Annotated in this window: 17 protein-coding genes and 1 pseudogene; 8 read left to right on the top strand and 10 right to left on the bottom strand. The window is 68.7% G+C overall.

Features of this window, described 5'->3' with window-relative positions; translation table 11 throughout:
* The first annotated feature begins 70 nt into the window (after positions 1-70).
* On the top strand, positions 71-1,087 hold the full coding sequence (locus ACFVYE_RS36285) for a helix-turn-helix domain-containing protein (protein ID WP_389608291.1): 1,017 nt from the start codon (positions 71-73) through the stop codon (positions 1,085-1,087).
* 137 nt (positions 1,088-1,224) lie between these two features.
* Here ACFVYE_RS36285 and ACFVYE_RS36280 read toward each other — a convergent pair whose 3' ends face one another.
* The gene (locus ACFVYE_RS36280) at positions 1,225-5,025 is read right to left on the bottom strand and encodes a S8 family serine peptidase (RefSeq protein ID WP_389608290.1); all 3,801 of its coding nucleotides are present in this window, start codon (positions 5,023-5,025) and stop codon (positions 1,225-1,227) included.
* Positions 5,026-5,289: 264 nt separating this feature from the next.
* On the opposite strand from ACFVYE_RS36280, the pseudogene ACFVYE_RS36275 reads away from it, so the two are divergent.
* From ACFVYE_RS36275 to ACFVYE_RS36265, 3 genes and pseudogenes are all read left to right on the top strand, one after another.
* Positions 5,290-5,805: pseudogene (locus ACFVYE_RS36275) on the top strand (IS701 family transposase); the annotation flags it as partial.
* Positions 5,806-5,823: 18 nt separating this feature from the next.
* Positions 5,824-6,831, top strand: coding sequence for a tyrosine-type recombinase/integrase (locus ACFVYE_RS36270; RefSeq protein ID WP_389608324.1), 1,008 nt, complete (start codon positions 5,824-5,826; stop codon positions 6,829-6,831).
* Positions 6,828-9,293 carry a tyrosine-type recombinase/integrase gene (locus ACFVYE_RS36265; protein ID WP_389608289.1) on the top strand — a complete coding sequence of 822 codons (2,466 nt, stop codon included), beginning with the start codon at positions 6,828-6,830 and terminating at the stop codon, positions 9,291-9,293. The genes ACFVYE_RS36270 and ACFVYE_RS36265 overlap by 4 nt, the downstream gene beginning before the upstream one ends.
* Before the next feature lie 381 nt (positions 9,294-9,674).
* On the opposite strand, the gene ACFVYE_RS36260 is transcribed toward ACFVYE_RS36265, so the two are convergent.
* The 3 genes from ACFVYE_RS36260 to ACFVYE_RS36250 all read right to left on the bottom strand — a co-directional run bounded on the left by ACFVYE_RS36260 (position 9,675) and on the right by ACFVYE_RS36250 (position 12,147).
* Positions 9,675-10,211, bottom strand: coding sequence for a hypothetical protein (locus ACFVYE_RS36260; RefSeq protein WP_389608288.1), 537 nt, complete (start codon positions 10,209-10,211; stop codon positions 9,675-9,677).
* 198 nt (positions 10,212-10,409) lie between these two features.
* On the bottom strand, positions 10,410-10,586 hold the full coding sequence (locus ACFVYE_RS36255) for a hypothetical protein (protein ID WP_389608287.1): 177 nt from the start codon (positions 10,584-10,586) through the stop codon (positions 10,410-10,412).
* Between the two features lie 403 nt (positions 10,587-10,989).
* Positions 10,990-12,147 (bottom strand): Dyp-type peroxidase, encoded by a 1,158-nt coding sequence (locus ACFVYE_RS36250; protein ID WP_389608286.1) that lies wholly within the window; start codon positions 12,145-12,147, stop codon positions 10,990-10,992.
* Between the two features lie 87 nt (positions 12,148-12,234).
* Between ACFVYE_RS36250 and ACFVYE_RS36245 the strand changes: the two genes are divergently transcribed.
* The gene (locus ACFVYE_RS36245) at positions 12,235-13,572 is read left to right on the top strand and encodes a right-handed parallel beta-helix repeat-containing protein (RefSeq protein WP_389608285.1); all 1,338 of its coding nucleotides are present in this window, start codon (positions 12,235-12,237) and stop codon (positions 13,570-13,572) included.
* Between the two features lie 7 nt (positions 13,573-13,579).
* Here the strand turns inward: ACFVYE_RS36245 and ACFVYE_RS36240 are convergent, their stop codons facing one another.
* The 4 genes from ACFVYE_RS36240 to ACFVYE_RS36225 form a co-directional block, all read right to left on the bottom strand.
* Positions 13,580-14,260, bottom strand: a complete 681-nt coding sequence (locus ACFVYE_RS36240; RefSeq protein WP_389608323.1) for a hypothetical protein — start codon at positions 14,258-14,260, stop codon at positions 13,580-13,582.
* 310 nt (positions 14,261-14,570) lie between these two features.
* Positions 14,571-16,964: an SdrD B-like domain-containing protein gene (locus tag ACFVYE_RS36235; RefSeq protein ID WP_389608322.1), complete on the bottom strand. Its 2,394-nt coding sequence runs from the start codon at positions 16,962-16,964 to the stop codon at positions 14,571-14,573.
* 1,040 nt (positions 16,965-18,004) lie between these two features.
* The gene (locus ACFVYE_RS36230; RefSeq protein ID WP_389608284.1) at positions 18,005-18,352 is read right to left on the bottom strand and encodes a group II intron maturase-specific domain-containing protein; all 348 of its coding nucleotides are present in this window, start codon (positions 18,350-18,352) and stop codon (positions 18,005-18,007) included.
* Complete coding sequence (locus ACFVYE_RS36225) at positions 18,349-18,744, bottom strand: hypothetical protein (RefSeq protein ID WP_389608283.1); 396 nt, start codon at positions 18,742-18,744, stop codon at positions 18,349-18,351. The genes ACFVYE_RS36230 and ACFVYE_RS36225 overlap by 4 nt, the downstream gene beginning before the upstream one ends.
* 81 nt (positions 18,745-18,825) lie before the next feature.
* Here ACFVYE_RS36225 and ACFVYE_RS36220 point away from each other — a divergent pair, with 81 nt between their 5' ends.
* Complete coding sequence (locus tag ACFVYE_RS36220) at positions 18,826-19,638, top strand: phytanoyl-CoA dioxygenase family protein (protein ID WP_389608282.1); 813 nt, start codon at positions 18,826-18,828, stop codon at positions 19,636-19,638.
* Between the two features lie 271 nt (positions 19,639-19,909).
* Here the strand turns inward: ACFVYE_RS36220 and ACFVYE_RS36215 are convergent, their stop codons facing one another.
* Together ACFVYE_RS36215 and ACFVYE_RS36210 are read right to left on the bottom strand one after the other, a co-directional pair.
* Positions 19,910-20,422, bottom strand: a complete 513-nt coding sequence (locus tag ACFVYE_RS36215; RefSeq protein ID WP_389608281.1) for a hypothetical protein — start codon at positions 20,420-20,422, stop codon at positions 19,910-19,912.
* Positions 20,423-20,583: 161 nt separating this feature from the next.
* Complete coding sequence (locus tag ACFVYE_RS36210; RefSeq protein WP_389608280.1) at positions 20,584-21,318, bottom strand: helix-turn-helix domain-containing protein; 735 nt, start codon at positions 21,316-21,318, stop codon at positions 20,584-20,586.
* Positions 21,319-21,581: 263 nt separating this feature from the next.
* Between ACFVYE_RS36210 and ACFVYE_RS36205 the strand changes: the two genes are divergently transcribed.
* Both ACFVYE_RS36205 and ACFVYE_RS36200 read left to right on the top strand, forming a co-directional pair.
* Positions 21,582-22,250, top strand: coding sequence for a DUF4097 family beta strand repeat-containing protein (locus ACFVYE_RS36205; protein WP_383976526.1), 669 nt, complete (start codon positions 21,582-21,584; stop codon positions 22,248-22,250).
* 29 nt (positions 22,251-22,279) lie between these two features.
* The coding region (locus tag ACFVYE_RS36200; protein WP_389608279.1) for an ATP-binding cassette domain-containing protein at positions 22,280-22,596 on the top strand (317 nt) is incomplete at its 3' end.

The raw sequence follows: 22,596 nt of genomic DNA, 5'->3' as shown, positions 1-22,596 counted from the left end.
TTAGATCACGCTGTCTCCGGTGGGTGGTACATCGGTTGGGGTGGGTGGGGGCGTCGTGAGAGGCGGACACATGCTGGAGGCCGCGGGGATCGGGGCGGGGGAGGAGCGGGTGTACCGCTTCCTCGTCGGGGTGCGTGAGGCTGATGCCGCGGTGATCGCGGAGCAGCTGGGGCTCGAAGTGGCGCAGGCACACAGGCTGTTGGCCTCGCTCCACGACAAGGGGCTGGTGGGGCGGGTGGCCGTCTCGCCGACGGGGGGCGCGGTGCGCTATGTGCCGGTGGCGCCCGATGCGGCACTGCGTCCGCTGCTGCTGCGTGGGCATGAGGCGCTGGAGTCGGCGCGGCGGGGGGTGGAGCAGCTCACCGAGGAGTACCGGGCCGGGGGGCGGCGGCATGACGCGGGGCAGCTTGTCGAGGTGATCACGGGGGCGAGTGTCATCCGGCAGCGGTTGCGTCATATGGCGTACGGGGCCAGTGAGATGCGGTGGCTCTGCAAGGCCGGCCATGTGGCCATGCCTGCGGCGGAGAACCACGAGGAGTGGGAGCTGCTCGCCCGCGGGGTGCGGTACGAGGCTATCTACGAGCGCGCGCTGCTGGAGGAGCCCGGCATGGTCGACAATGTTGCCCGGAGCATCCGCGCGGGTGAGCAGGCACGGGCTATCGGGACGCTGCCGGTGCGGATGGTGATCGCGGACGGTTCGATCGCCATCTGCCCGCTGATGCACGGCGGTTCGGGTGGTTCGTTGGGTGAGCCGACGGCCGCGGTGGTACACGGCAGCAGCCTGCTCGACGCGCTGATTGCGCTGTTCGAGAGCCAGTGGGCGGCGGCGTCGCCGCTGCACGTCACGGACTCCGGTGAGCTGGCCGACTTCGGCGGCAGTCCGCGGCCCGGTGCGAACGTCGCCGACGACGAGCGGTATCTGCTGTCCCTGGTCGTCGCCGGGGTCGCGGACAAGGCGATCGCCTCGCAGCTACGGGTCAGCCAGCGCACGGTGCAGCGCCGGATCCAGGTGCTGATGCAGCGCGCCGGCGCCGCGACGCGGACGCAGTTGGTGTGGCAGGCGGCGCGGCGGGGGTGGCTGCCGTGAGAGGGGTGGCTGTCATGAGAGGGGGTGGCTGTCATGCAATACGAGTTGCTGTTCCCGTACCCCAGTGAACGTCGGTGAGTCCGTCAGGTCGGTTGTCACCTGACGGACTCACCGGGCCGGCGGCAGAGGGGTGCCGCTCAGTTCGTGGCGAACGCGCGGCGTACTTCCTGTGTCACCTCGTTGCCCCGGTCGTCCCAGGCGCGTACGCGCAGGGACACGTAGCCGTGGGTCCGGGAGTCGCCCGGGCGGCGGGCAGCTACGTCGTAACTCCCGTTGCCCTCGGGGGTGGTCGCCGCCTCACTCCAATGGGCGCCGTCGTCGTAGGAGACGGAGACCTCCATGCCCGCCACCTTTGGGCCGGTGAGGCCGTCCTGGTGGCGTGCCTTCACCCCGAAGTCGAGGGTGCGGGCGCGTCGCGGTGCGGTGCCGGTGAGGTCGGTGGGGATGTCGTAGTCGAGTTGCAGCAGGGGCAGCAGCGGGGACTCGCCCGCGGGTGGGCGCGGGGCCGTGAACGACCAGCTGGTGCGGGTGGCGGTCGACAGCGACCATTCGGGGGTGGTGCGCTTGACGTCCAGGTCCAGGCGGTAGCGGCCGTCCGTGTCGGCTGCCGGGAAGTCCTCCCAGGCGGCGGGTGCTTCGGCGAGGAGCTTCCCGCCGTGGTAGAGGGCGGCTCGCACCTCGTCGGCGGGGGTGTCGTCCCAGTCGCCACCGTCGGGCCTGCTGTAATGGCCTGCGGTGGCGTCGGTGAACTCCGGTATGCGCACGATCAGTTCGTCCTCCTTGCGGTAGGAGGCCGTGCCCTTGACACCGCGGGGGATGGCGGGGCGTACGACGGGGGCGAACCAGCTCTCCGTCAGCCGCTCACCGGGCCGGTAGGTCCGCGTCGGCTGGAGCATGCCGGCGGTCAGGGGGCTGCTGTCGTCCCAGGTGAGGCGGTGGTGCACACGGTGGAGCCAGAGGGTGTCGCCGGAGCTCACGTACTCGGTGCGGGTCAGCGGGGTGGCCACGTGGCGCCGGTACTGGTTGATCGCGGATTTCATCCAGGGGCGCCAGCCGAAGCGCTGCTCCGTGGCATACGGGACGCCGCCCGTGTGGTGGTAACGCGAAGTGATCGTAGCGGTGTTGGCGGCAGTCACCCGGTGCGCCACCCGTTCGGGCACCCGCTGGCGGGATACCTGCATCACGTCGTACAGGTAGGGGCTGTTGGGGATGCCGTGCAGCTCCAGTGCGGTGATCCCGGAGCGCAGTCGCTCGCGCAGTCGTTCCCCAATGTCGTAGCGGGTCAGGACGGCGGGGAGGGGCAGGCGTTCGCCCCGGGGGTTCCAGTGCGTCCAGGCGACGCCGCCCTCCCCTTCGGTCAGGACGACGGTGGACGCTCCGGCGGCCGAGGCCGCGGCGGCCTGCTCCTCGTAGCGGGCTTCCGTGGCGTCCACGAGTACCGCGGCGCCGGCCGGGTCCACACCGCGTGCGCGCAGTGCCGCGTAGTCCTCGGGGCGGCCGGTGCCCGCGTCGAGCAGGCGCATGCTGCGGCGGCCGTCCACCGTGGGCGAGTTGTCCAGCAGGCCGCCTTCGAGGTCGATCGCGCGGCCTGCCCGCAGCGCGCGGGCAGTCAGCTGCGGGGCGGTCAGCTGCCAGCGGGAGTTGAACTCGAAGACGCCGTCGGTGACTTCCTTCGTCGGGGTGACGTAGAGGCGGCGGGCGTCGGCGCTGAAGTCCATGTGGCCGTTGGAGATGCTGCGCCCGCCGACGGTGCGGTGGGTGTAGAAGCTGACGACGGCTTCCTGGACGGCCGGTCTGGGTGTCTCGATCCGGACTTGGACGGCCTTGCGGGCGTCGAGGACCACGTGCCTGTCGCGGTCGACCGTCAGCTCGGGGTCGACGACGACACTCTCCACGCTGCCGTTCTCGACGCGGTCGGAGATCACGCCGTGCAGGAAGTAGGACCCCTCGGGCACCGTCATGGTTAGGGTCTCCCCCGGCCGGACGGCGGTGACGACGTCGTCGCGGGAGTGGGGGCCGACGAGCACCAGCGGGGTGACCCAGGCGGGGCGTCCGGCGCGGTCGACGGCGGTCAGGGTGAGCTTGTGCCTGAGGGCTCCCTTCGCCGCCGCCAGCACGGTGTGCGCGACGGCCTTCCCGTCGCCGCTCGTCGCGATGAGGCTGCCGCCGTAGCGGTCGGCGGGCAGGGACTTCGCGTCGAGGGTGACGTCGATGTGGGCCTGGCCGCCGGCGGGGACGGTGACCGTCGCGCCGTCGGGCAGGCGCACCGCGCCGGCGGGTGCCGGGTGGCCGGCGGCGTCGCGCAGCTCGGTGGTGAGGTTCAGGGTGAGCGGGGTGGGGCCGGTGTTGGTGTAGGTGAGCTGCGCGCTCTGCGGGCCGGAGTCGGGGGTGAGTTCGCCGAAGCCGACGGTGCCGGTGGCATGTACGGGCTGCTTCACCGCCCGTGCCAGGTCCACCCGGCCGCCGCCCTGCTCATAGACGGTGTAGTCCGGGGAGAGGCGGGAGGTGCTGATCAGAGCGTCCTTCAACTGCCGTGCCTGCCAGTCGGGATGCTGCGCGGCCAGGATCGCCGCGGCGCCCGCGACGTGGGGGGCCGCCATCGACGTACCGGAGGAGGCGGTGTACGCGTCGTCGACCGGCTCGCCCATCGAGGTGCCCGCCGCGCGGGCGGCGACGATACCGACGCCGGGGGCGGTGATGTCGGGCTTCTGCGCCTCGTCGGTGCGCGGGCCGCGGCTGGAGAACTCGGCGAGGTGATCCTCGCCGTCCACCGCTCCCACGGTCAGTGCCTCGTCCGCGGCGCCGGGGGTGCCCACGGTGTACTCGCCGGGGCCGCTGTTGCCGGCCGAGGCGACGAAGAGCGTGCCGGTGGTCTCGGTCAGCTCGTCGAGGCCGAGGCTGAGCGGGTCCGTACCGTCGCCGGCCGTGTCGCTGCCCAGGCTCATGTTGACGACGTCGGCGCCCGAGGAGGCGGCCCATTCCATGCCGTCGAGGACGGATGAGAGGGAACCGATGCCGTTGTCGCCGAGGACCTTGCCGACGAGCAGCTTCGCGCCGGGCGCGACGCCCTTGCGGGAGCCCTGGGAGGCGGCGCCGGTGCTGACGATGGTGGAAGCGACGTGGGTGCCGTGGCCGAAGACGTCCTGGGTGGTGGGGCTGTCGGTGAAGTTGCGGGTCCCGGCGATCCGGCCGGCGAGGTCGGGGTGGGCGCCGTCGACGCCGGTGTCCAGGACGGCGACGGTGACGCCCGTCCCGTCGTATCCCGCGCTCCATGCTTCGGGGGCGCCGATCTGCGGGACGCTCTTGTCCAGGGAGGTGCGGACCCTCGCATCGAGCCAGAGACGGTCGATACCGGCGCCGAGTTGCGGGGTCTGCAGAGTCTTCGAGGTCTTAGGGGCTTCGGCGCCGACGGTTTCCCAGAAGCGGTGGGCCTGCCGCTTCCCGGCCTTCAGCGCGCGGCCCCGCAGGCTGCCGAGCGTGCGTACCGCCTCGGAACCGACGGGCTCCTCGGCGGAGTCGAGCCGGACACCGGAGTGGTAGCGGGCGATCAGCGGGATGCTCTTGGTGCGGGCGTCGTCGTAGCCCTGCTCCACCAGACCGGTGATGTTGAACAGTTGGCGGTCGAGTGCGCCGGTGGCCAGGTACGGCAGTGCCTCGCCGGGAAGTACGTAGAGGTCGCCGTCGATCTCCACCTGCTCGTAGCTGCCCCCCGCGCCTTCCCCGCCCGGCTCGACGGAGACGGCCTGGCGGCCGTCGGGAAAGCGCTCCAGGTGCACCCGGTCTCCGGTCACGAGGGTGACGGTGGAGGTCCGGGAGGCGGGGGCCGCCGGGCGGGCGGTGGCGGCGGCCGCGTGGGAGGAGGGGGCCAGGACAGGGGCCAGGGTGGCGATGAGGGCACCTGCCGCTACGAGCGCGGCGGGGTGGAGCCGTGGGTGCATCGGGGGCCTCTTCGAGAAGGTGCGGGCGTGGAGCGCGCGGTTCGGATCAAGACTCCGGCTTCCGAGGCCCGTGTGTCACCTGTTGCGGGTGCCGTGATTGCGACATGTCGTCTCTACGACAAGGGGAGCTCGGTCGGCCCTTTGGGGAATCGCGGCCGGAACGGTGCGCGCGTAACTGCTGATTGGGCCCCGGACGGGGCTTGAGTCCTAGTACTGCAACGGTGCTTTGCGTGACGGTTGGGCAGGTTGCTCGTTGGTGTTGTTATGGGTGGGGACCTGGCTGATGCGCGGGTGTGGGCGGACGAACTGAGTGCGGTGCACGAGCGGTTCGTGCACCGGTTTGCCAGAGCAGAGCCGCGGGAGTCGGCACTGGCCTATATGCGGGGGCTGATCGCTCCGCTGGAGCGGAAGAACGGCTGGACACTGGCGGAACAGGCCGGTCATGCCGGGCCGGACCGCATTCAACGGCTGTTGAACCGGATCGACTGGGATGCCGACGAGGTCCTTGAGGACCTGCGGGACTACGTCGTTGAGCACCTCGGTGACCCCGAGGCCGTGCTCATCGTGGACGACACAGGCTTCCTGAAGAAGGGGACCCGGTCGGCGGGTGTCCAGCGCCAGTACTCGGGCACCGCGGGCCGGACGGAGATCTGCCAGGTCGGTGTCTTTCTCGCATACGCCGCCGAGCGCGGTCGGACGTTGATCGACCGCCGGCTGTATCTGCCCACGTCCTGGACGGACGACCGCGAACGCTGCCGTCAGGCCGGCATCACCGATGAGGAGGATGCCCGGGACTTCATGCTGTGGATGAAGCTGGCGGACAAGCCGGTACGTGTCCACTGGCGTCACCGCGGCAAGGACCCTGCTGAGATACCTCCGGCCCGGCATGACAGTCCGGCGCCGGGATCTCCGAACCCAGTGACGGGCAAGCCCACCGTCGGCAAGAAGTACGCGCCCACTACCCGGGCGCATTGCGAGACGGTGCTGCGGACCTTCTACGACTTCCACCTGGAGCGCAACACCGGATCGCTGCTGGTCAATCCCTTCCCCCTGGTCCGCAGCCGGCGCTCGGCGCGAGCCAACGCCCACCACAACCCAGAGAAGGAATACAACAAGCAGCGCACCGGCCTCTACCGGCCCAAGGTCCCCAAGCGGATCCCGCGCCGCATTTCCGACGAGAAGTACACCGAGGTCTTCGCGGGTCTCCGCTCGCACCGTGACCGTGCCCTCCTGGCCTTCTGGGTCGCCACCGGCGCCCGCGCCGAGGAACTGCTCACGGCCAAGCAGGGCGATGCGGTCGTCGGCCAGCAGACCATCGGCGTGATCCGCAAGGGCACGCGCGCCTACCAGGAACTTCCCGCCACCCCCGACGCGTTCGTCTGGCTGCGGCTCTACCAGGAAGAATCCTGGAACAAGGGCGTCCCCCGCCGCCGCGCGCAGCCGCTGTGGTGGACTCTGCGCCGCCCCTGGCGGCCGTTGGGGTACGACGCGGCGCGCATGATGTTCAACCGCGCCAACGAGCTCCTGGGCGCCAACTGGACTCTTCACGACCTGCGGCACACTGCGACGTTCTTGATGCTCGACGATCCGAACATGCCGCCGGTCTACGTTCAGCACATCCTCGGCCATAAGCATCTGTCCACGCTGGACATCTACAACCGGCCCACCAGGGACGACGTGATCTCAGCAGGGCTCGCGCACCACGCCCGCCAGGAGCACAAGCGCAACAACCCGCCTCCGGCCCCGCCCGCGCCGGCCTACAACCGGGACTCCCTCGACGTCCTCTTCGGCGGGAGCCCCGGGTGACAACTACCACCGTCCCGCTCGTCACCCCGCCAGCCCTGACCGCGAAGAGCCTGGCCGGCAGCGAGATCGATGCCCAGCTGCAGAGGTTTCCGCCACGTAGCCCGGGAACCGACTGGCCCACTACCCGGATCTCCCGCGAGGAGGTCCTCCACAGGTTGGAGCGGCCGCCGTTCAAGAATGGCAAGGACTCCACCCACCAGATGCGGATGGTCGGTGCGCGCCTGCTGCTGCGATGGCTGGAGACCTTCGAGGGGAAGACCTGGCAGCAACGCTGGAACGCCAGCCCGGGCTCCGCCACCTCGGTCGGCTGGACCGAGGCCCCGCTTGCCTGGGGGATCGTTCACGGCAGGAGGCCACAGAAGGCAGGGCTCGGGTCCGGGCTGCTGGCCCTGGTCTGCGCTGATGTCATCCGTCCCAGCATGCCGTGGCTCGCCAGCAGCCTGTCCCCTCACCTGCGCGAAGCCATCGAAGCCGCCCGCGATCCCAGGGGATTTGCCGAACTTCGTGACGCACGCATGCCCGGACAGCCGGACCCGCGGCGCACATCGAAGGCGCTCAAGGCCGTGGCCCGCATCCTCGCGGCGAAGGGCGGCGGCATCGACGACATCGTGGTCGGCGATGTCCTCGAACTGCTGTTGGCGGCCACGGGGACCTCCACGAGCCACACGCGACTCGCCTACGCCCTGCTTCAGAGCCGCGGCCAGTTTCCCCCTGACGCACCCAAGACCCTGCGGAGCATCGAGATACGTGCCGGACAGGTGAGCCCGGCCCAGCTCGTCGACCGGTTCGACGTGAAGTGCAAGCCGATCCGCGACCTGCTCGTCAGCTACCTGACCGAGCGACAGCCCTCCGTCGACTACGTCACGTTGGTGCAACTGTCGAGCAATCTGGTCGGCTACTTCTGGGCCGACCTGGAACGGCACCATCCCGGGATCGACAGCCTTCACCTGGCCCCGGAGGTGCGCGACGCGTGGAAGGCCCGGATCGCGGTCAAGACGGTCAAGTACCGCATGCCGAACGGCACGGTCGCCACGACAACAGAGCCGCGCATCGCAGCCTTGAGTATCAGGACGGCAGTGCGGGGCTTCTACCTGGACATCGCCGAGTGGGCTCTGGACGAGCCCGAGCGCTGGGGACCGTGGGCCGCTCCGGCCCCGGTGACAGAAGCCGACTGCTCTGCCAAGAAGGTCGAGCAGGAGGTCCGCACCAGATCCGATGCCCGCACCCGAGAGAGGCTGCCGGTCCTGCCCGCGCTGGTACAGGCAGCTGCCCGCCGACTGAACGAGGCCAAGGAGCGGCTGGAGGCATTGGAGGCAGCTGACCTGGGATCTACCATCACGGTGCTCGGCGAGAGCTTCACCCTGCCCCGGTCTACGGAGCGAGCCGGCGGCAAACCTTCAACGGTCGTTGACGCCACAGGAGCGAGGCGCGACTTCCGAACGGAAGAGAAGCTGGCCTTCTACGGCTGGGCGACCGTGGAGATCCTCCGGCACACCGGGATGCGCATCGAAGAGCTCAGGGAACTCGGCCACCACAGCATCATCAGCTACAAGCTGCCGACCACCGGAGAGGTGATCCCGCTCCTGCAGATCGCGCCGTCCAAGACGGACCAAGAGCGCCTCCTGCTGGTCAGCCCTGAGCTCGCCGACGTTCTCAGCGCCGTGATCAGCCGTGTTCGCGGGCATGACGGCAGGGTGCCGAGCATCCCGTCCTATGACCTGCACGAGAAAGTCTGGAACCCACCCATGCCGCTGCTCTACCAGTGGCCCGTAGGCGGGGAGAACAGGACGATCTCCATCACCACGATCCGCCAGTCACTCAACACGCTGCTGGCGGATACCGGCATCACCGACGCCCACGGACAGCCGTTGACCTTCCAGCCGCACGACTTCCGCAGGATCTTCATCACCGACGCCATCCTCAACGGCTTGCCGCCGCACATCGCCCAGGTTATTGCTGGTCACGACCACATTGGAACCACGATGGGGTATGCCGCGATCTACCCGGAAGATGCCATCGAGGCTCACCGAGCCTTCATCGCCCGGCGCCGCAGTCTACGACCCGCCGGGGAATACCGGGCGGTGACCGACGAGGAGTGGCAGGAGTTCCTCGGGCACTTCGAGCGGCGCAAGCTGGCCCTGGGGCAGTGCGGCCGAGCATACGGAAGTAGCTGTGTCCACGAGCACGCCTGTGTGCGATGCCCGGTACTGATCGTGGGGCCGGACGAACGGCCCCGTCTGGAAGAGATCCGCGAGAACCTCCACGCCAGGATCGCCGAAGCCGAACGAGAAGGATGGCTGGGCGACGTCGAGCAACTGACCGTCAGCCTCACCGCAACCCACGACAAGATCAGCCAGATTGACGCCAGCGAGAGGCGGAAGAGTTCGCCGGTATTCGTCGGCATGCCGACGATCAAGCAACTAGCGGTCCGGGAAGCCCAGAACCTGAACAAGACGGACTAAGCACGCCGCAGTCGGACGCTAACGGCCTCTCTGGCGGTAGTTCGGAGAAGGGGGTACGTGGCCCGTTGCCGACGTGCCTTCACCGCTGTCCAAGGCTATCGAGCACGCTAGGCACACATGGCGATGGCGCTGTGCTGTGGGCAAAGGGGAGCCACAGCGGCCGCCGTCGCTCATCGATGAACGGACTGCCCCAACTACCCTCCAACGGCCCGCGATCTGCCAGCAAGGCCGGGTTCAGCAACCTGCCAGAACCTGACTCCCCGCTCCCCGTCGGACGATGCGCTGACAGGAAGCGGCAGGAAATCGGCGGGCGGTCAACCTCCTCCGGGCGCGGAAACGCCCCGACTTCCGGAGGGAGGACCGTGCCGGGCGCGGGAGTGCTCAGGCGTCCGGGCGGCAGCGGCGGCGGTAGTAGCCGTAGGTCAACGCCAGCACCAAGGGGCCCCACAGGGTCAACAGGCCACTGACCGTCATCGCCAGCGTGTCCCAGCCCGGGGCGTACGGGAAACCGGGCGAACCGTCGATACGGAAGGCCGTGAAGAACCAGTTGACCATCAGCCCCAGGAGGAGGAGCCCGCCGATGGTGGCGGGAACGATTGCCGCGAAGGGCGGTATGCGGCGGCCCCCCAGTTTCGGGACCCAGTTGGGCATCACCTCTCCCCATCGGCGCACCAGCCCGAACCCGAGCAGCGCGAACGCCTCCGTCAGGAGACTAAGTCCGAAGACGTACGGGATGTGCCACCACGCCGACGGAGTGTTCTCCCCGCCCATCGCGTAGCCGAAGCCGATGGGCAGCCGCCAGAGACATACCGGCAGCCCCACCAGCGGAATGAGGTGGGCGACTCTTTCCGCCCACAGCGGGACGGGCCGCTCCGTCCTCTTCCTATCAACTGCCTTATGCAGCACGTTGGTTGACATGCTCTCAGTGTGCCTGGTCCTCCCCTGCCTGGGATCAACCTGCAGGTTGACGTCACTACGCCGCTTGATTGACGACGTTTGCAGTCAACCGAAGGCAAGTGTGTCCGACCGGAACACTTGGACTCAGGTTCAACCAACTTGCCTAATGTGCCTCAATGGTGATCAAGGCTGCTGACCTGCCCTTATGGCCGCCAGACACTAGATAACGACGGAACGCCACGGGTACGACTGGGCCACCTCACCGCGGTGCAGCAGCAGTCCCCAGCCGATGTCGTCGGCCTGCCAGTCGTTGGTGCACATCGGACAGCTGTGCCCGGCACGGTATGCGGTGAAATGATCGGGCCAGGAAGCGGCCGTCGGCTGCGGCACCGTCATCGCTGCTCCCAGCCCATCTCGGTATAGAGGCTACCTGAGCCGATGCCGTCGATGGCTGCTCGGGTGTACGGCACGACTTCGGCCGGGAGATCCTTTTTCCAGGAGCGCCTCGACGCGGCGACGACCATCCGCGAGCGAATCGGGACGCTTGCGGGTTGCAACTGCGCTCTCCCGTTTGGGCGGGACCACGGTCGCGTTCCACCGTTCGGCAAGTGCGCGATGTGTCTGCCAAACATGGCCACGCCCTCCGCGACGGCCCCCGGTGCGGTCGTTGCGTAGCCGCGAACGAGCCCCTGCGGGCCGGGCGACTGGCGATGCCAGGACAGTCAGTTGTGAGTCGACGCATGCAAATCGACACGCAGTGCGAGGCATCGCGGTCTCCCCGCCCTCAAGTTGATCGTGATCAGCCGAACAGCTGCGAACCAAGCGGGTGTTGCCGGTCGAAGCCGGGGAGGATCAGGAATGTGGCGCTGGCGGTCGTGGTGGTGAAAGGCAGCAGTGCGTCGGAGGCGTCCATGTGGGTGAGGGTGGCGGTGAAGGTCCGCAGATCGTTCTGGAAGCTGATGAAGAGCAGGCCGGGGGCGGGCTCGTCGGTGCTGTAGGAGCGGCGGAGCATGAGCCCGACCCCGACCACGGTGGCGTGCGCTCTGCGCGCGTGGGCGTCCGCGGGGACGAGATAGCGCCCGTCCGGTGTCTTGGCTCCGAGTTCCGGGCCCGAGGCGGCGGTGCCGCCGGAGAGGGGGACGCCGCTGGCCCGGCGCCGCCCGAAGACCGCTTCCTGTTCGGCTACGGACAGGGCGGCGAACCGCGGCAGGTCGAGTTCCATACGCCGCAGTACGGCAAGGGTGCCGCCGGCGACCGCAGGGGGCCCCGCCAGCCACAGGTCGCGTTGTTGTTCGGCGGTCGTGTGCGTGCCCACGATGCCATCGATGAAACCTAGCGGGTTGCGTGGCGCGGTAAGGCCGTTGCCGACGGACACGTTCGTACCGCGGCGTGCGGACTGGCGCCAGCGTTCGCGGATGCGGTCACCGGCCTGGTCCAGAAGCGCGGAGGCGACGACTGGTAAGAGCAGCGCGTCGCTGGCGCAGATCTGTATCAGCAGGTCACCGCCGCGTGCTTGCGGGGCGATCCGCTCGCGGGAGAATCGCGGGAGGTCGGTCGCGCCGGGCAGCGAGGCACCGGCCGTGCGCACCAGCCGGGGGCCCACGCCAACGGTCACGGTGAGGTCGCCCGGCGGCAGGCTCAGCAGCCGCGTGTCGGTCCCCGCTGTGAGTGTGCGGATGGCCTGGCCGAGTTCGGCCAGTAACGGGCCGGGAGCCACGGTGGCACCGAGGTCGGCCACTACGGCGAGCAGGTTGGGCTGGGCCGGCTGGGGGAGTGTGATGCCTGCTTGATGGCGGGCCGTCGCCGGAACCGGCTTTGGCGTGGCCCGTCGGGTAGGGGCACGCCGGCCTGGCTGGGCGGAGTCCGATGTGCACCCGGCGGTCAGACCGGCGGCCATCATGGCGCCGGTGACATCGAGGAACGTGCGGCGTGATGGGTGGTGATCGGCTCGGCGCATGGGGTGCAGAGTGCCACACCCGAATCGTGGGTGCCGGTCAACCTTGCGATTCTGGCGTGGAATTGGGCGTCATGGCAGACTGGGATCATGCCTCGATTAGCTCTTCGCGTGTTGGCGGCGGTAGTGGGCACGCTGACACTGGTGGCCGGCTGCGGCGGCGATGGCGGATCGGGCAAAGGCCGGCGCCCGGCCGGTGCGCATGTGACGATCCGAGTACCTGCCGATGCCCCGACGATCTCGGATGCGGTGTCCTCGGCTCGGCCCGGTGACCTGGTGCTGGTCGCGCCGGGCGTGTACCACGAGTCGGTGAAGATCGAAACGGCGCGCATCACTCTTCGCGGTTTGTCCCGGGACAAGGTCGTCATCGACGGGCGGTTGCAGCAGCCGAACGGCGTCGTCGTCTCGGCGCCCGGGGTGGCTGTGGAGAATCTGACCGTGGAGAACAACACGCAGAACGGGGTCCTGGTCACCGGTTCGGCGAAGGCGGCCGCTGGCCTGCCGGGGGGAAGCGGCGGCTACGACACCGGCGACGAGCCCGTCACCTTCCTGAAGTCGTTCCTGGTCTCCCACGTGACCGCGACCCGCAACGGTCTGTACGGCATCTACGCGTTCTCCGCCCAGAACGGTGTCATCGAGCACTCGTACGCGTCGGGTGGCGCCGACTCGGGGATCTATGTCGGCCAGTGCAAGCCCTGCAACATCGTGGTGCGGGACAACGTCGCCGAACTCAACGCGGTCGGTTACGAAGGCACCAACGCCAGCGAGGGCATGTACGTGGTCGGCAACCGCCTGGTCGGCAACCGGGTCGGACTCACCACCAACTCCGACCACCAGGAGAAACTGCTCCCGCAGAAGGGCTCCGTCATCGCGGGCAATCTGATCGCCGCCAACCAGCAGACGGCCACCCCGGAGCAGGCCGACGGCGGGTGGGGCATCGGCGCCGGCATCGACGGTGGCAGCGACAACCGGTTCATCCGCAACCGCATCGCCGGCAACCGCAACGCCGGGCTGGTGGTCACCGCGACCGCCGACATACCTCCGGTCGGCAACCAGATCGTGGACAACACGTTCACCGGCAACGGCGTCGACGTCGGCTGGACGTTCCCCACCGCCACGCGGGGACGGGGCAACTGCCTGCGGGGCAACGATCTGCGCACCACCGTGCCCGCCCGGCTCGCGACGACTGCGGCCTGCCCGCTTCCGGTCGGGTCGTCCTCGCCGGCCGGCACATGGGCGGCGCCGACGGCACCCGGTGGCATTCCGTTCACCGAGGTCGCGGCGCCTGCTCCGCAGCCGCAGTTCCCCGACGCCGCCACCGCGGGCGCCACCGCTGTCCCGCCCGTTGCGGCCCTGCCGAAGACGGAGGGCATCCGGCTGCCGCCGGCGTCCCTGCTCGCCGCGAACGCGCGGGTGCAGACTTCCTGAACAGCGGCTACCGGGTCGGGGTGGTTCCGGGTGCCGGCTTGACCGGAACGTACTTGTGGGTGTCGAAATCGATGACCACCGGCTCCGGCTGCGAACTCACGCTGACGCGCACCCGGTACATGGTGCCGTCGGAGCCGATCCAGTAGCGCACGTTGCCCGCCGTACCGGAGCGGTCAGGGGAGGACGGCCCGGTCATGACATCCACCCAGCGCCCGTCCACCTGCTCCCGCCCCCACCAGGCGGCGCCGTTCTGCGGCAGCAGTTCGGCGTTGTCCGGCCGGTCACCGCCGAGACCGAGCGCGATGGACAGGGAGGTGTCCAGCGCGCTGCCGGACGACAGCAACGGACGGTCGTACCAGCCCGAACGGGGCGGCGACGCGGGTGCATGCGCCGGGGCGTCCGTCATCGGGCGGACGTGCACCGAGGAGGGTGTCCACTGGATCAGCCCGTCGCTGGACTTGTCGCGCCCGGTGCCGTGCACCACGCCGTAACCGACCTTGCGCCGATAGTCGACGGACCCGGTGACGGTCAGCCCGCCGGCAGTGCCCGGCACGGTGATCGTCACCGCGCGCCCCTGCGCCTGGTAGTTACGGAATCGCGTGATCGCCAGCCGGCTCGCCTCATCCGTCGTCAGCGGGCGCGGACCGTCGGCGCCGGAGCCGCCCTCGGCAACCAGGAACGCGGCCACCGCGGCCACCACGACGGCCGCGATGCCGATGACGGCCGCGGCCCGTCGCGACCGCGGCCATCGGCGCCGGTCAGCTGGACGACCCGGTGGGGCTTTCCGGATTCTCACGCTCCGCACGCGGTTCGACGCTGACACTCTTCGATTCATCCTTTCGATCACCACACCGTCCGGCCGCCGCGGGCTCGCGGCGGCATTTGGCAGTCCGGTGGCAGACGACGCCAAGGCCGGCCCTCGTGGACCGGCCGAGACGTGATCTGCCTGTCCGCGCCGTCCGGATCGCGGACAGGCAGATCACCGTTGTGCGGTTCGTTCAGTGTTGCGGGGCGCGACGATTCTGGGTCACGAACGCGATGACCAGGCCCGCACCCAGCAGCAGACCGACGATGCCGATCATCTCCGCCAGTCCGGGCGTACCGGTGTTCGCCAGCGAACCCCCGCCTCCACCGGCCGGGGCCGGGGGGTTGGCAGGCGGCGGCGTGGAGGCCGCTGGCGGCGTCGGAGTCGGTGTGGGAGTCGGGGTCGGGGTCGGGGTCGGCGTCTCCTTCGGGATATACACCCCGGCGTCGATCGTGTGATCGACCCTGCCCGGCTTGTCCGGCGCCGTGACAGGGGCGTAGCCCTTGCACAACGGTCCGGTGGTCGGCGGGGTCACATTGGAGTCGTGCGCACGGTTGGCACCGGCCCGCGGGAGCGTGAACCTCAGCTCGCCCGCCGGGGGCTGCTCGGGCACCTGGCTGGTGTCCGCGGTGCACACGTCGAACTGCACCGTGTACTTCGCGCCCGGTGTGAGCTCGTACGCGGCGCCGACACCACCGAAGTAGTACTCGCCGGCGGCATTGGTCCTGGTTGTGGCGACCTGTTTGCCGTCCGCGTCCAGCAGGTTGATCGTCGCCCCTGGCAGCAGCACGTGCCCCGGGTCCTGGATCCCGTTGTGGTCGCCGTCGAACCACACGACGTTGCCGATCTGGATCGGCGCGTTTGCCGCCGCGTACGCGATGTCACCGAGCCCGCCGGCCTTGCCGAACCCGCCTTGTTCCCGGCTGACGAACTGGAACCCGTTGGCGGTCGGGCTGTTGCCAGGGCCCTGACCGGTCGTGATGTTGTGGTACCCGGTCCCTGAGGTCGCGACGTTGACGACCGGGTCGAACTCCGTGCTGACGACCCACTGCTGCTGCGGGATATAGGCCACCGACCCCAGCGCGGTCTCCTGGTGCGCGTTGGCGTAAAAGTCGCCCGGGAAATATTCGACGACATCGGCGGCCTGGCCGCCATTGTTGGCGGGGGTGGCGTGGTTGGGGCAGCTCCCGGTGCCTTCCCACTGGTATTCACCGGTGGGAGTGGCGCAGACCATGGTGATGTCACCACCGGACATGCCGTTTTCCGCCGTGTCGTTCCCCGGGCGGGGGTCCAGCCCTCCCCAACTGAGCACGTCCATGAACCGGTCGCGGAAACCCAGGATCATCGAGCCGTCGCGCGCGAAGGCGAGGGAGGCCAGCTCCGGCTGCGGATCGATGAAGACGTTGCCCGTCTTCCGGTCGTCCCACGTGTCCAGGCTGGTGTTCCACGGGTTCCAGTGGGTGGCCTTGTCGCCCGAGCCGAAGACGCTGCCGCGTTCGTCCGTGAGCGGGTGGTTCAGCACCGTGGTGAACCGCTTGCCGTCGTAGGTGGAGACGAAGGCTTTCAGGTCCGCGCGCTGCTGCGTACTCTCCGCACTGCACACGCCGCCGACGTACAGCGTGTTGTTGTGGACCTGGAGACCGAACGGCCTCCAGTCGTCGGGGCTCGCGCATCCCGGGTCCGGGATCGGGACCGTCGACTTGGGCGCCGCGACGGTGGCTCCTGTCGCGTCGAAGCTCACCAGCCTGCGGGTCCGCAGGTTCACCGCGTACAGCGTGGAGCCGTCCTCCGACAGGGCCAGGCCACCGATGCTCTCCTTGCCCGGCGCGTCGGTGAACCCGGGATCCTTGATCATGTTGGTGGTGTCGTGCCGGGTCACCGCGGCGTCCGGCACCCGCGCGAACAGCTCCGGCGCACCCGAGCCGTTGACCGGAACCGTGTAGATCGCGCCTCCGCCCTGCGGCCCGTACGGGGCGTACCGGCGGGCGAACGCGCTCTGGAACAGCCGGGTCCGGGACTTGTCGTACGCCAACCCGAACGTCGTGCCCACCTGGTCCTGCGTGGCCAGCGTGGTCGGGCACGCCACATCGGTGGGACACGTGCCCCGGGTCTTCGTCCCGAACGCCACCAACGCCCGGTTGTCGGTCCCGTTGGCGCCGTTGTGGATCGGCACGAAGTACCGCGAGTCCGGCAGCGCGTAGTCGGCCGGATCCCACACCCCCGTCACCACCGAGGCGTTCTTTCCGCCCGACACATCCGCGAACGACGTGAAGCTGTCGAAGTGGTTCTCCGCCGTCGACGCAGGCGCCGCCTGCAAATAGCCGCTGTATGGGGCCGGGATGCTGACGTCGACGCGGTACTGGCCGCCGCTCAGCACGGTCGACGGCGACACCACGACCTTTCCGGTGGCATCCGTGACGCCGGTGACAACGTGCCCAGCGGGGTCGGAGATCTCCACCTTCATGCCCCGCTGCGGCACGTCCATCGTCGTGTTGATCACGCCGGTGCCGAAGAAGTCGCGCAGCACCTCAACTGTCAGCGTGCCGTCGGCGGTCGAAGCGGCGGCCGGTCCAGCCGTCGCTCCCATGGCGCCGCCTGCCAGCAAAAGAACAGATAACGCGATGCGCGCCGGCGGCTCCATAAGCCTCCAGGCTAATCGGCGCGAGTCTTTGCCGAGTCGGTTCATGGCATCACACTCCACACTTCTCTTGTCGTGAAAACGAAGCACCCGCTTCTCGCTACACGTCCACTTCGTGACCCCAGGCGTGGACGCCGGTCGCGAACGTCACGGAAGAAAAAGGGCCTACTGCTGTTGCGTGGACCGCTTTGTGGTGATCATATGAGGGTGTTGTGGGTGGCTTGTAAGCGCCGCCGGCCAAGAAAGCGAACACGCGTTCACGACCTCGGGCAGGACCGCCCTGGGTTGCGTGTTTTTGCAGCTCAATCACGGTGCCCCCACCCCCGACCTCACCGACCACCATCGCGAGCAGCGCGCAATATCCTATCCCCCCTGGAGTCTCGCCGTCACCAGCAGAACGCCTCGCATCCATCGGGATCCGCGATATTCTCCGAGCGCTCGGAGAATGGCGACCGGAAGAACGTGCGACAGTGAAGTGATGGCCAAATCTGGTCCCGTCGGGTCCGTGCCGTCCGGATGACGCGTCTGGGACGTGCTCGCCACACAGAGGGTGTCGAGATTGGTCCGGTTCGTCTGCTGCACGATTGACGTGGCGTGATAACTGGTATGCGGATCCGGACAGTAGCCCGCGCACCCGGCCCGCTCGCGGCCTGACCGACCGGGCGTACTCATGCCGGGAGGTCCGCGAGTTTTCTGCGCCGACTGCAGATCCCGCACACCATCCCGGAGAAAGCGGGACGAGGCCGACACCGTCTCCGTCGGGGCTCGGCGGGCGGCCGGCCACCCGGTTTCGACCGCGAAATGTACAAGCGCAGGCACAAGGCCGAATGCAGGATCGGGGCTGTTGAATCAGGCCAGAAGCGTCGGTGAGGTCGACTCGGGGCGCCCTGCTGATGTTTCCACCAGTGGGTTTCCCCGAGCTGCCTCCCGAACCCGGCGTGCCCGTCTCTCCGGGCACCGTGCTCTCCACAAATCCCGTTTCGGGGTGTTCAGTTCCTCATGCCGTAGTGGGCCACGGGGACGGGATGAGTGTTCCCCGGTGTCGGTATCTGGTCGTGCTTACCCTTTGCCGGGTTAAACAGTTCCGCTTCTTCCGTGGTAGGCCACCCGCCACCGCCGTAACGGCGTCGACGGAGCCGCTTCCAAGTGATCCCGGGATGCTTGCGTCGGATCCATCGTGTCACCCTCATCCACGTGTAGTGGCTGAGGTAATAGAAAGCGACGTTCGACACTCCGGGACGGAAGTACGTGCACCATCCCCGCAACACCGAGTTCAGTCGGTGGAGCAAGGACTCCAGCGACAAGCCGACGTTCTGCCGTCCGGTCAGTTCCTTCACCTTGCCCGTCGCGGAACGCACTGATTTCCGTGCCGGATAGGTGTAGAAGTACTGTCGGTCAGTGCCCAGTTTCCGGTGACGCTGGATGCGCCATCCGAGAAAATCAAGGCCCTCGTCAATCCGGTCTCCGGGTGATGCTGGAAGTCCCCGCAGGCACTCCAGGCCGTGTCGAGGTGCCAATGGGACAGACCATGGGCGGTTCCTGGAGTCAGCCCGGCTCCTGTCAGCTGGTTCGGTGTGCTGCCCATCAGGATGACGGTGGGGCTGCCGCGGCGGCGGACGACCTCGGCATGCGCGTCCCGAGCGGCCTGCTCCGCGTCAGCGAGCGCGTCGGCCATCACGCCCTCCGCCCATTCACGGGTTGCCGGATCCGGCCGGAGGTAGTTGGTCAAGAAGGGGCTCGGTGCACACCCGACAAAGGCGGTGCGGAGAATGTCGGGTGATCGGGACCGGTGTCGCCGCACGATGGGGGCATGGATGACACGACCTTGGTATCCCACTTTCTCCGCGACGGCTTCGTGAAGTTGGAGGGCGCTGTCGCGCCACGCGTGGCCGCGGACTGCACGCGGCTGCTGTGGCGAGAGACGGGCTGCGACCCGGACGATCCAGCGACGTGGACGCAGCCCGTGCACTGGGTGGCCGGCATGGCGCAGGGGCCGTTCGCCGCCGCACCCAACTCCTCGTCCCTGCAGCGCGCGTACGACCTGCTCGTCGGCGCGGGACGCTGGGAGCCGCGCTACTCGCTGGGCACGTTCCCGTTGCGCTTCCCGCACGAGGAGGAGCCGGACGACGCGGGCTGGCATATCGAGGGGAGCTACCTGCCGGAGGGCGAGAGCTGGTACTTCACAAATCTGCGCTCCCGGGGCCGGGCGCTGCTGATGCTGTTCCTGTTCAGCGAGGTCGGTGAGGAGGACGCCCCGACCCGGATCCGGGTCGGCTCACACCTCGACGTGCCGAAGGTGCTGGAGAAGTACGGGGAGGACGGGGCGAGCGGGCTGGCCCTTGCGCCCGATCTGGTGGCGGCGTCCGACCACCGGCCACTCGCCCTCGCCACCGGGTCCCCGGGCGACGTCTTCCTGTGCCATCCGTTCCTGGTGCACGCGGCGCAACCGCACCATGGGGTGCGGCCGCGCTTCATGGCCCAGCCGCCGCTGGTGCCGGCCGCGCCGTACGAACTGGAGCGGGCCGACGGCGCGTACTCGCCCGTGGAGATCGCGATCCGTCGGGGCCTGGGACAGGACACCCCCGGTCCGGACGGGGACGGCACCGACTGCAGTGCCGGGTAGACATGCGTCATCCATCCCTAGAACTGGGCGGAGAACCAGTGCCCGGGCAGCGGTACGTCCGGCAGTGCCGCGCCAGCTGATATCGACCATCGAGCGACGCACGAACGGCGCTGCACGTGTCGTACAGCGCCGTGTCGCCCGGCTGGGCAGTTCAGGAGACGGCTTTGAGGACTTGGCGGGCGAGGTCGTCATGTACTGGTGGGCCGGCCTTCTTGGTGGTGCTGCGTTTCTTCCCGAAGACGCTGCACCGACTGTTGTCCCGGCAGTTCCGCTACGTGGTCGGGTCGGTCATGGCAGCTCCCGCGCTGCGGGCCTCATCGGTCGGGAAGCGGTAGCCGAACTCCGGGTTGTCACGGTGGGCATCGAACGACGCGTTCGCGCGGTGGGCCTCCTTGAGCACGGTATTGGTCACGGGGTGACCGAGCCGGCGGTAGTGGGGCTGTGTGGTGAGCTTGAGGACCTGGCACGTGACCGTGACGGGGGTCCTGCCCGCGGCCAGTTCCTTGACGAGCGGGTGGAACCTTATTCCCGGCAGATTCGCCTGTGACAGGTAGGCCGTGGCCCGGTTCAGGACCTCGTTCTCCTGCTCCGGCAGCTTGATCCGCCGACGCGTGTCCCGCAGCTTCGCGTTCTCCTGCCTGGTCGTTCCGGGTTTCATCCTGTCGTCGATGGTTGCGCGGCGCATCCGTTTCGGCAGCGTCATCACGTGGGCACCGAAGTCGGCAGCCACCTGCTCCGGCGTCACTCCCGGGCCGTGGTTCCTCGCGACCCGCACAGCATCCACGCGGAGCTCTTCCGGATACGGCTTCGGCGCGACGACATCCTTCCCACCCGCCCCGCAGGGAAAGTCGGTTCAGATGTCACCCGGTCGTGCATCAGACCCTTGCATTTCCGAAGGTGTGGGCGGGGTGTGTTTGTGGGTGTCTGTTGGTGGTCGGGGGTGGTTCAGGTGGTGGTGTCGGGGGTTGTTTCGGGTTTTGTGTGGAGGATGTCGCGGGCCTGTTCTGCGGCGCGGGCGATGCTTTCGGAGACGAAGTCGAGGAAGCGGGCGATGTTCTCGAGGCGGGTGCCGGCCGGGGTGGTGGGGCCGAGGATGCTGATGCCCTGTCGTGAGGTTTCGACGAGTTGGGCGGTGGAGCGGGCACTTGCCATCATCGACTGGTACCAGACGTCGTCGTCGACGATGTAGCGCTCGCGGCGGCGTTCGTCGCGTTCTCTGCGGACCATGCCCTGGCTCTCGAGGAACGTGATTGCTTTGGAGATGGATGCCGGGCTGACCTGGAGGTGCTGGGCGAGTTCGGCTGCGGTGAGGCTGCCGGTGTCGGTGAGGGTGAGGCAGGCCATTACCCGGGACATCATCAGGGGTGCGCCGGAGGCCATGATGACGGTGGTGAACACTTCTTCGTACTCACGCACGGCTTCGGCGTCGCGTCCGTAGGGCTGTGGGGGTGTCTGTGCCTCGCGCGGTGCGGCTTTCCTGCGGCGGTGGGCGCGGTGTTCGGTGGCGCGGTGGGCTACTTCGGCGCGGTAGGCGGTGGGGCCGCCGTTGCGCATCACCTCGCGCGTGATCGTGGAGGTGGGGCGGTCCAGGCGTCGGGCGATCTCGGCGTAGGCGAGGCCGTCGGCCAGTCCCAGTGCGATCTGCTGGCGTTCTTGCTGGGTGAGCCTGCCTCCCGGCATCGCGGTCTCCTTCGTGTCCTGGGTGTGGCCCTGTGGTGGCTGGTGTGCCGACTATAGCGTTCACTCCCAATTCATTGCAACATGCTGCACATGGAGACGTTGCGTTATGCGCGAGGTCATTGCATCAACTTTGCTGTATCTACCTGCAATGATGAGGTTTTGGCGCAACGTATCTGTTGTCAGATCTATGAATGCAACGTAGCTTTTTCTCTATCGGAAAGAGCGGGCCGAAGGGGCGCGCGATACCGGAGAAGGAGAGCATGATGCAGAAGTTCGACACCCCCGCTGCCGTCCAGGCCGTCCTCGGCATCCCCGCGGGACGTATCCAGATCATCGCCGCCGACCGCACCGACACCACCGTCGAGGTCCTGCCCGCCGACGCCGCCAAGAGCCGCGACGTCAAGGCCGCCGAACAGACCGAGGTCACCTACGCCGACGGCGTCCTGCGGATCCAGGCCCCGCAAGCGAGGAACCGGATCCTCGGCAACTCCGGATCCGTCGAGGTCACCGTCCAACTGCCCGCCGGCTCCCGTATCGAGGCGAAGGCGGCCGCCGCCGAGTTCCGCGGCGTGGGACGGTTCGGCGATGTCGCGTTCGACGGCGGCTACGGCTCGGTCAAGCTGGACGAGGCCACCAGCGCCCGCCTCACCGGACTCGACGCCCACATCATGGTCGGCCGCCTGAACGGTCCCGGCGAGATCAGTACACAGCGGGGCAACGTGAACATCACCGAGGCCGTGCGCGGGCAGCTCACGCTGAACACCCAGCAGGGCGACATCACCGTCGGTGCGGCTCGCGGCGTCTCCGCCTCCCTGGACGCCGGCACCGGCCACGGCCGGATCGACAACGCGCTGAAGAACAGCGACGGCACGCCCGGTCTGACCATTAAGGCGACCACCTTCCAGGGTGACATCGCCGCCCGCAGCCTCTGAATCCTGCAGTCCTTGAAGGAGCTCTCCTCATGACCGACCTGGCTATCGCGGCGCACGGGTTGCGCAAGTCCTACGGTGACAAGACCGTCCTCGACGGGATCGACCTGGCCGTCCCGGAAGGCACGGTCTTCTCTCTGCTCGGCCCGAACGGCGCCGGCAAGACCACCGCCGTCAAGATCCTCTCCACCCTCATCACCGCCGACCCCGGCTCCGGCGACATCCGCGTCGGCGGCCACGACCTGGCCGCCGAACCGCAGGCGGTGCGTGCCGCGATCGGCGTCACCGGGCAGTTCTCCGCCGTCGACGGCCTGATCACCGGCGAGGAGAACATGCTCCTCATGGCGGA

The organism is Streptomyces sp. NPDC058239, from assembly GCF_042882185.1.
Classification (GTDB): domain Bacteria; phylum Actinomycetota; class Actinomycetes; order Streptomycetales; family Streptomycetaceae; genus Streptomyces.
This window is presented reverse-complemented; position numbering and strand designations above follow the sequence as displayed.

Excerpts from the sequence above, each read along its gene's own strand:
- ACFVYE_RS36285 (WP_389608291.1), top strand. The coding sequence starts at position 71 with ATGCTGGAGGCCGCGGGGATCGGGGCGGGGGAGGAGCGGGTGTACCGC.
- ACFVYE_RS36280 (WP_389608290.1), bottom strand. The coding sequence starts at position 5,025 with ATGCACCCACGGCTCCACCCCGCCGCGCTCGTAGCGGCAGGTGCCCTC.
- ACFVYE_RS36270 (WP_389608324.1), top strand. The coding sequence starts at position 5,824 with ATGCTGTGGATGAAGCTGGCGGACAAGCCGGTACGTGTCCACTGGCGT.
- ACFVYE_RS36260 (WP_389608288.1), bottom strand. The coding sequence starts at position 10,211 with ATGTCAACCAACGTGCTGCATAAGGCAGTTGATAGGAAGAGGACGGAG.
- ACFVYE_RS36255 (WP_389608287.1), bottom strand. The coding sequence starts at position 10,586 with ATGACGGTGCCGCAGCCGACGGCCGCTTCCTGGCCCGATCATTTCACC.
- ACFVYE_RS36250 (WP_389608286.1), bottom strand. The coding sequence starts at position 12,147 with ATGCGCCGAGCCGATCACCACCCATCACGCCGCACGTTCCTCGATGTC.
- ACFVYE_RS36245 (WP_389608285.1), top strand. The coding sequence starts at position 12,235 with ATGCCTCGATTAGCTCTTCGCGTGTTGGCGGCGGTAGTGGGCACGCTG.
- ACFVYE_RS36235 (WP_389608322.1), bottom strand. The coding sequence starts at position 16,964 with ATGGGAGCGACGGCTGGACCGGCCGCCGCTTCGACCGCCGACGGCACG.
- ACFVYE_RS36220 (WP_389608282.1), top strand. The coding sequence starts at position 18,826 with ATGGATGACACGACCTTGGTATCCCACTTTCTCCGCGACGGCTTCGTG.
- ACFVYE_RS36210 (WP_389608280.1), bottom strand. The coding sequence starts at position 21,318 with ATGCCGGGAGGCAGGCTCACCCAGCAAGAACGCCAGCAGATCGCACTG.
- ACFVYE_RS36205 (WP_383976526.1), top strand. The coding sequence starts at position 21,582 with ATGCAGAAGTTCGACACCCCCGCTGCCGTCCAGGCCGTCCTCGGCATC.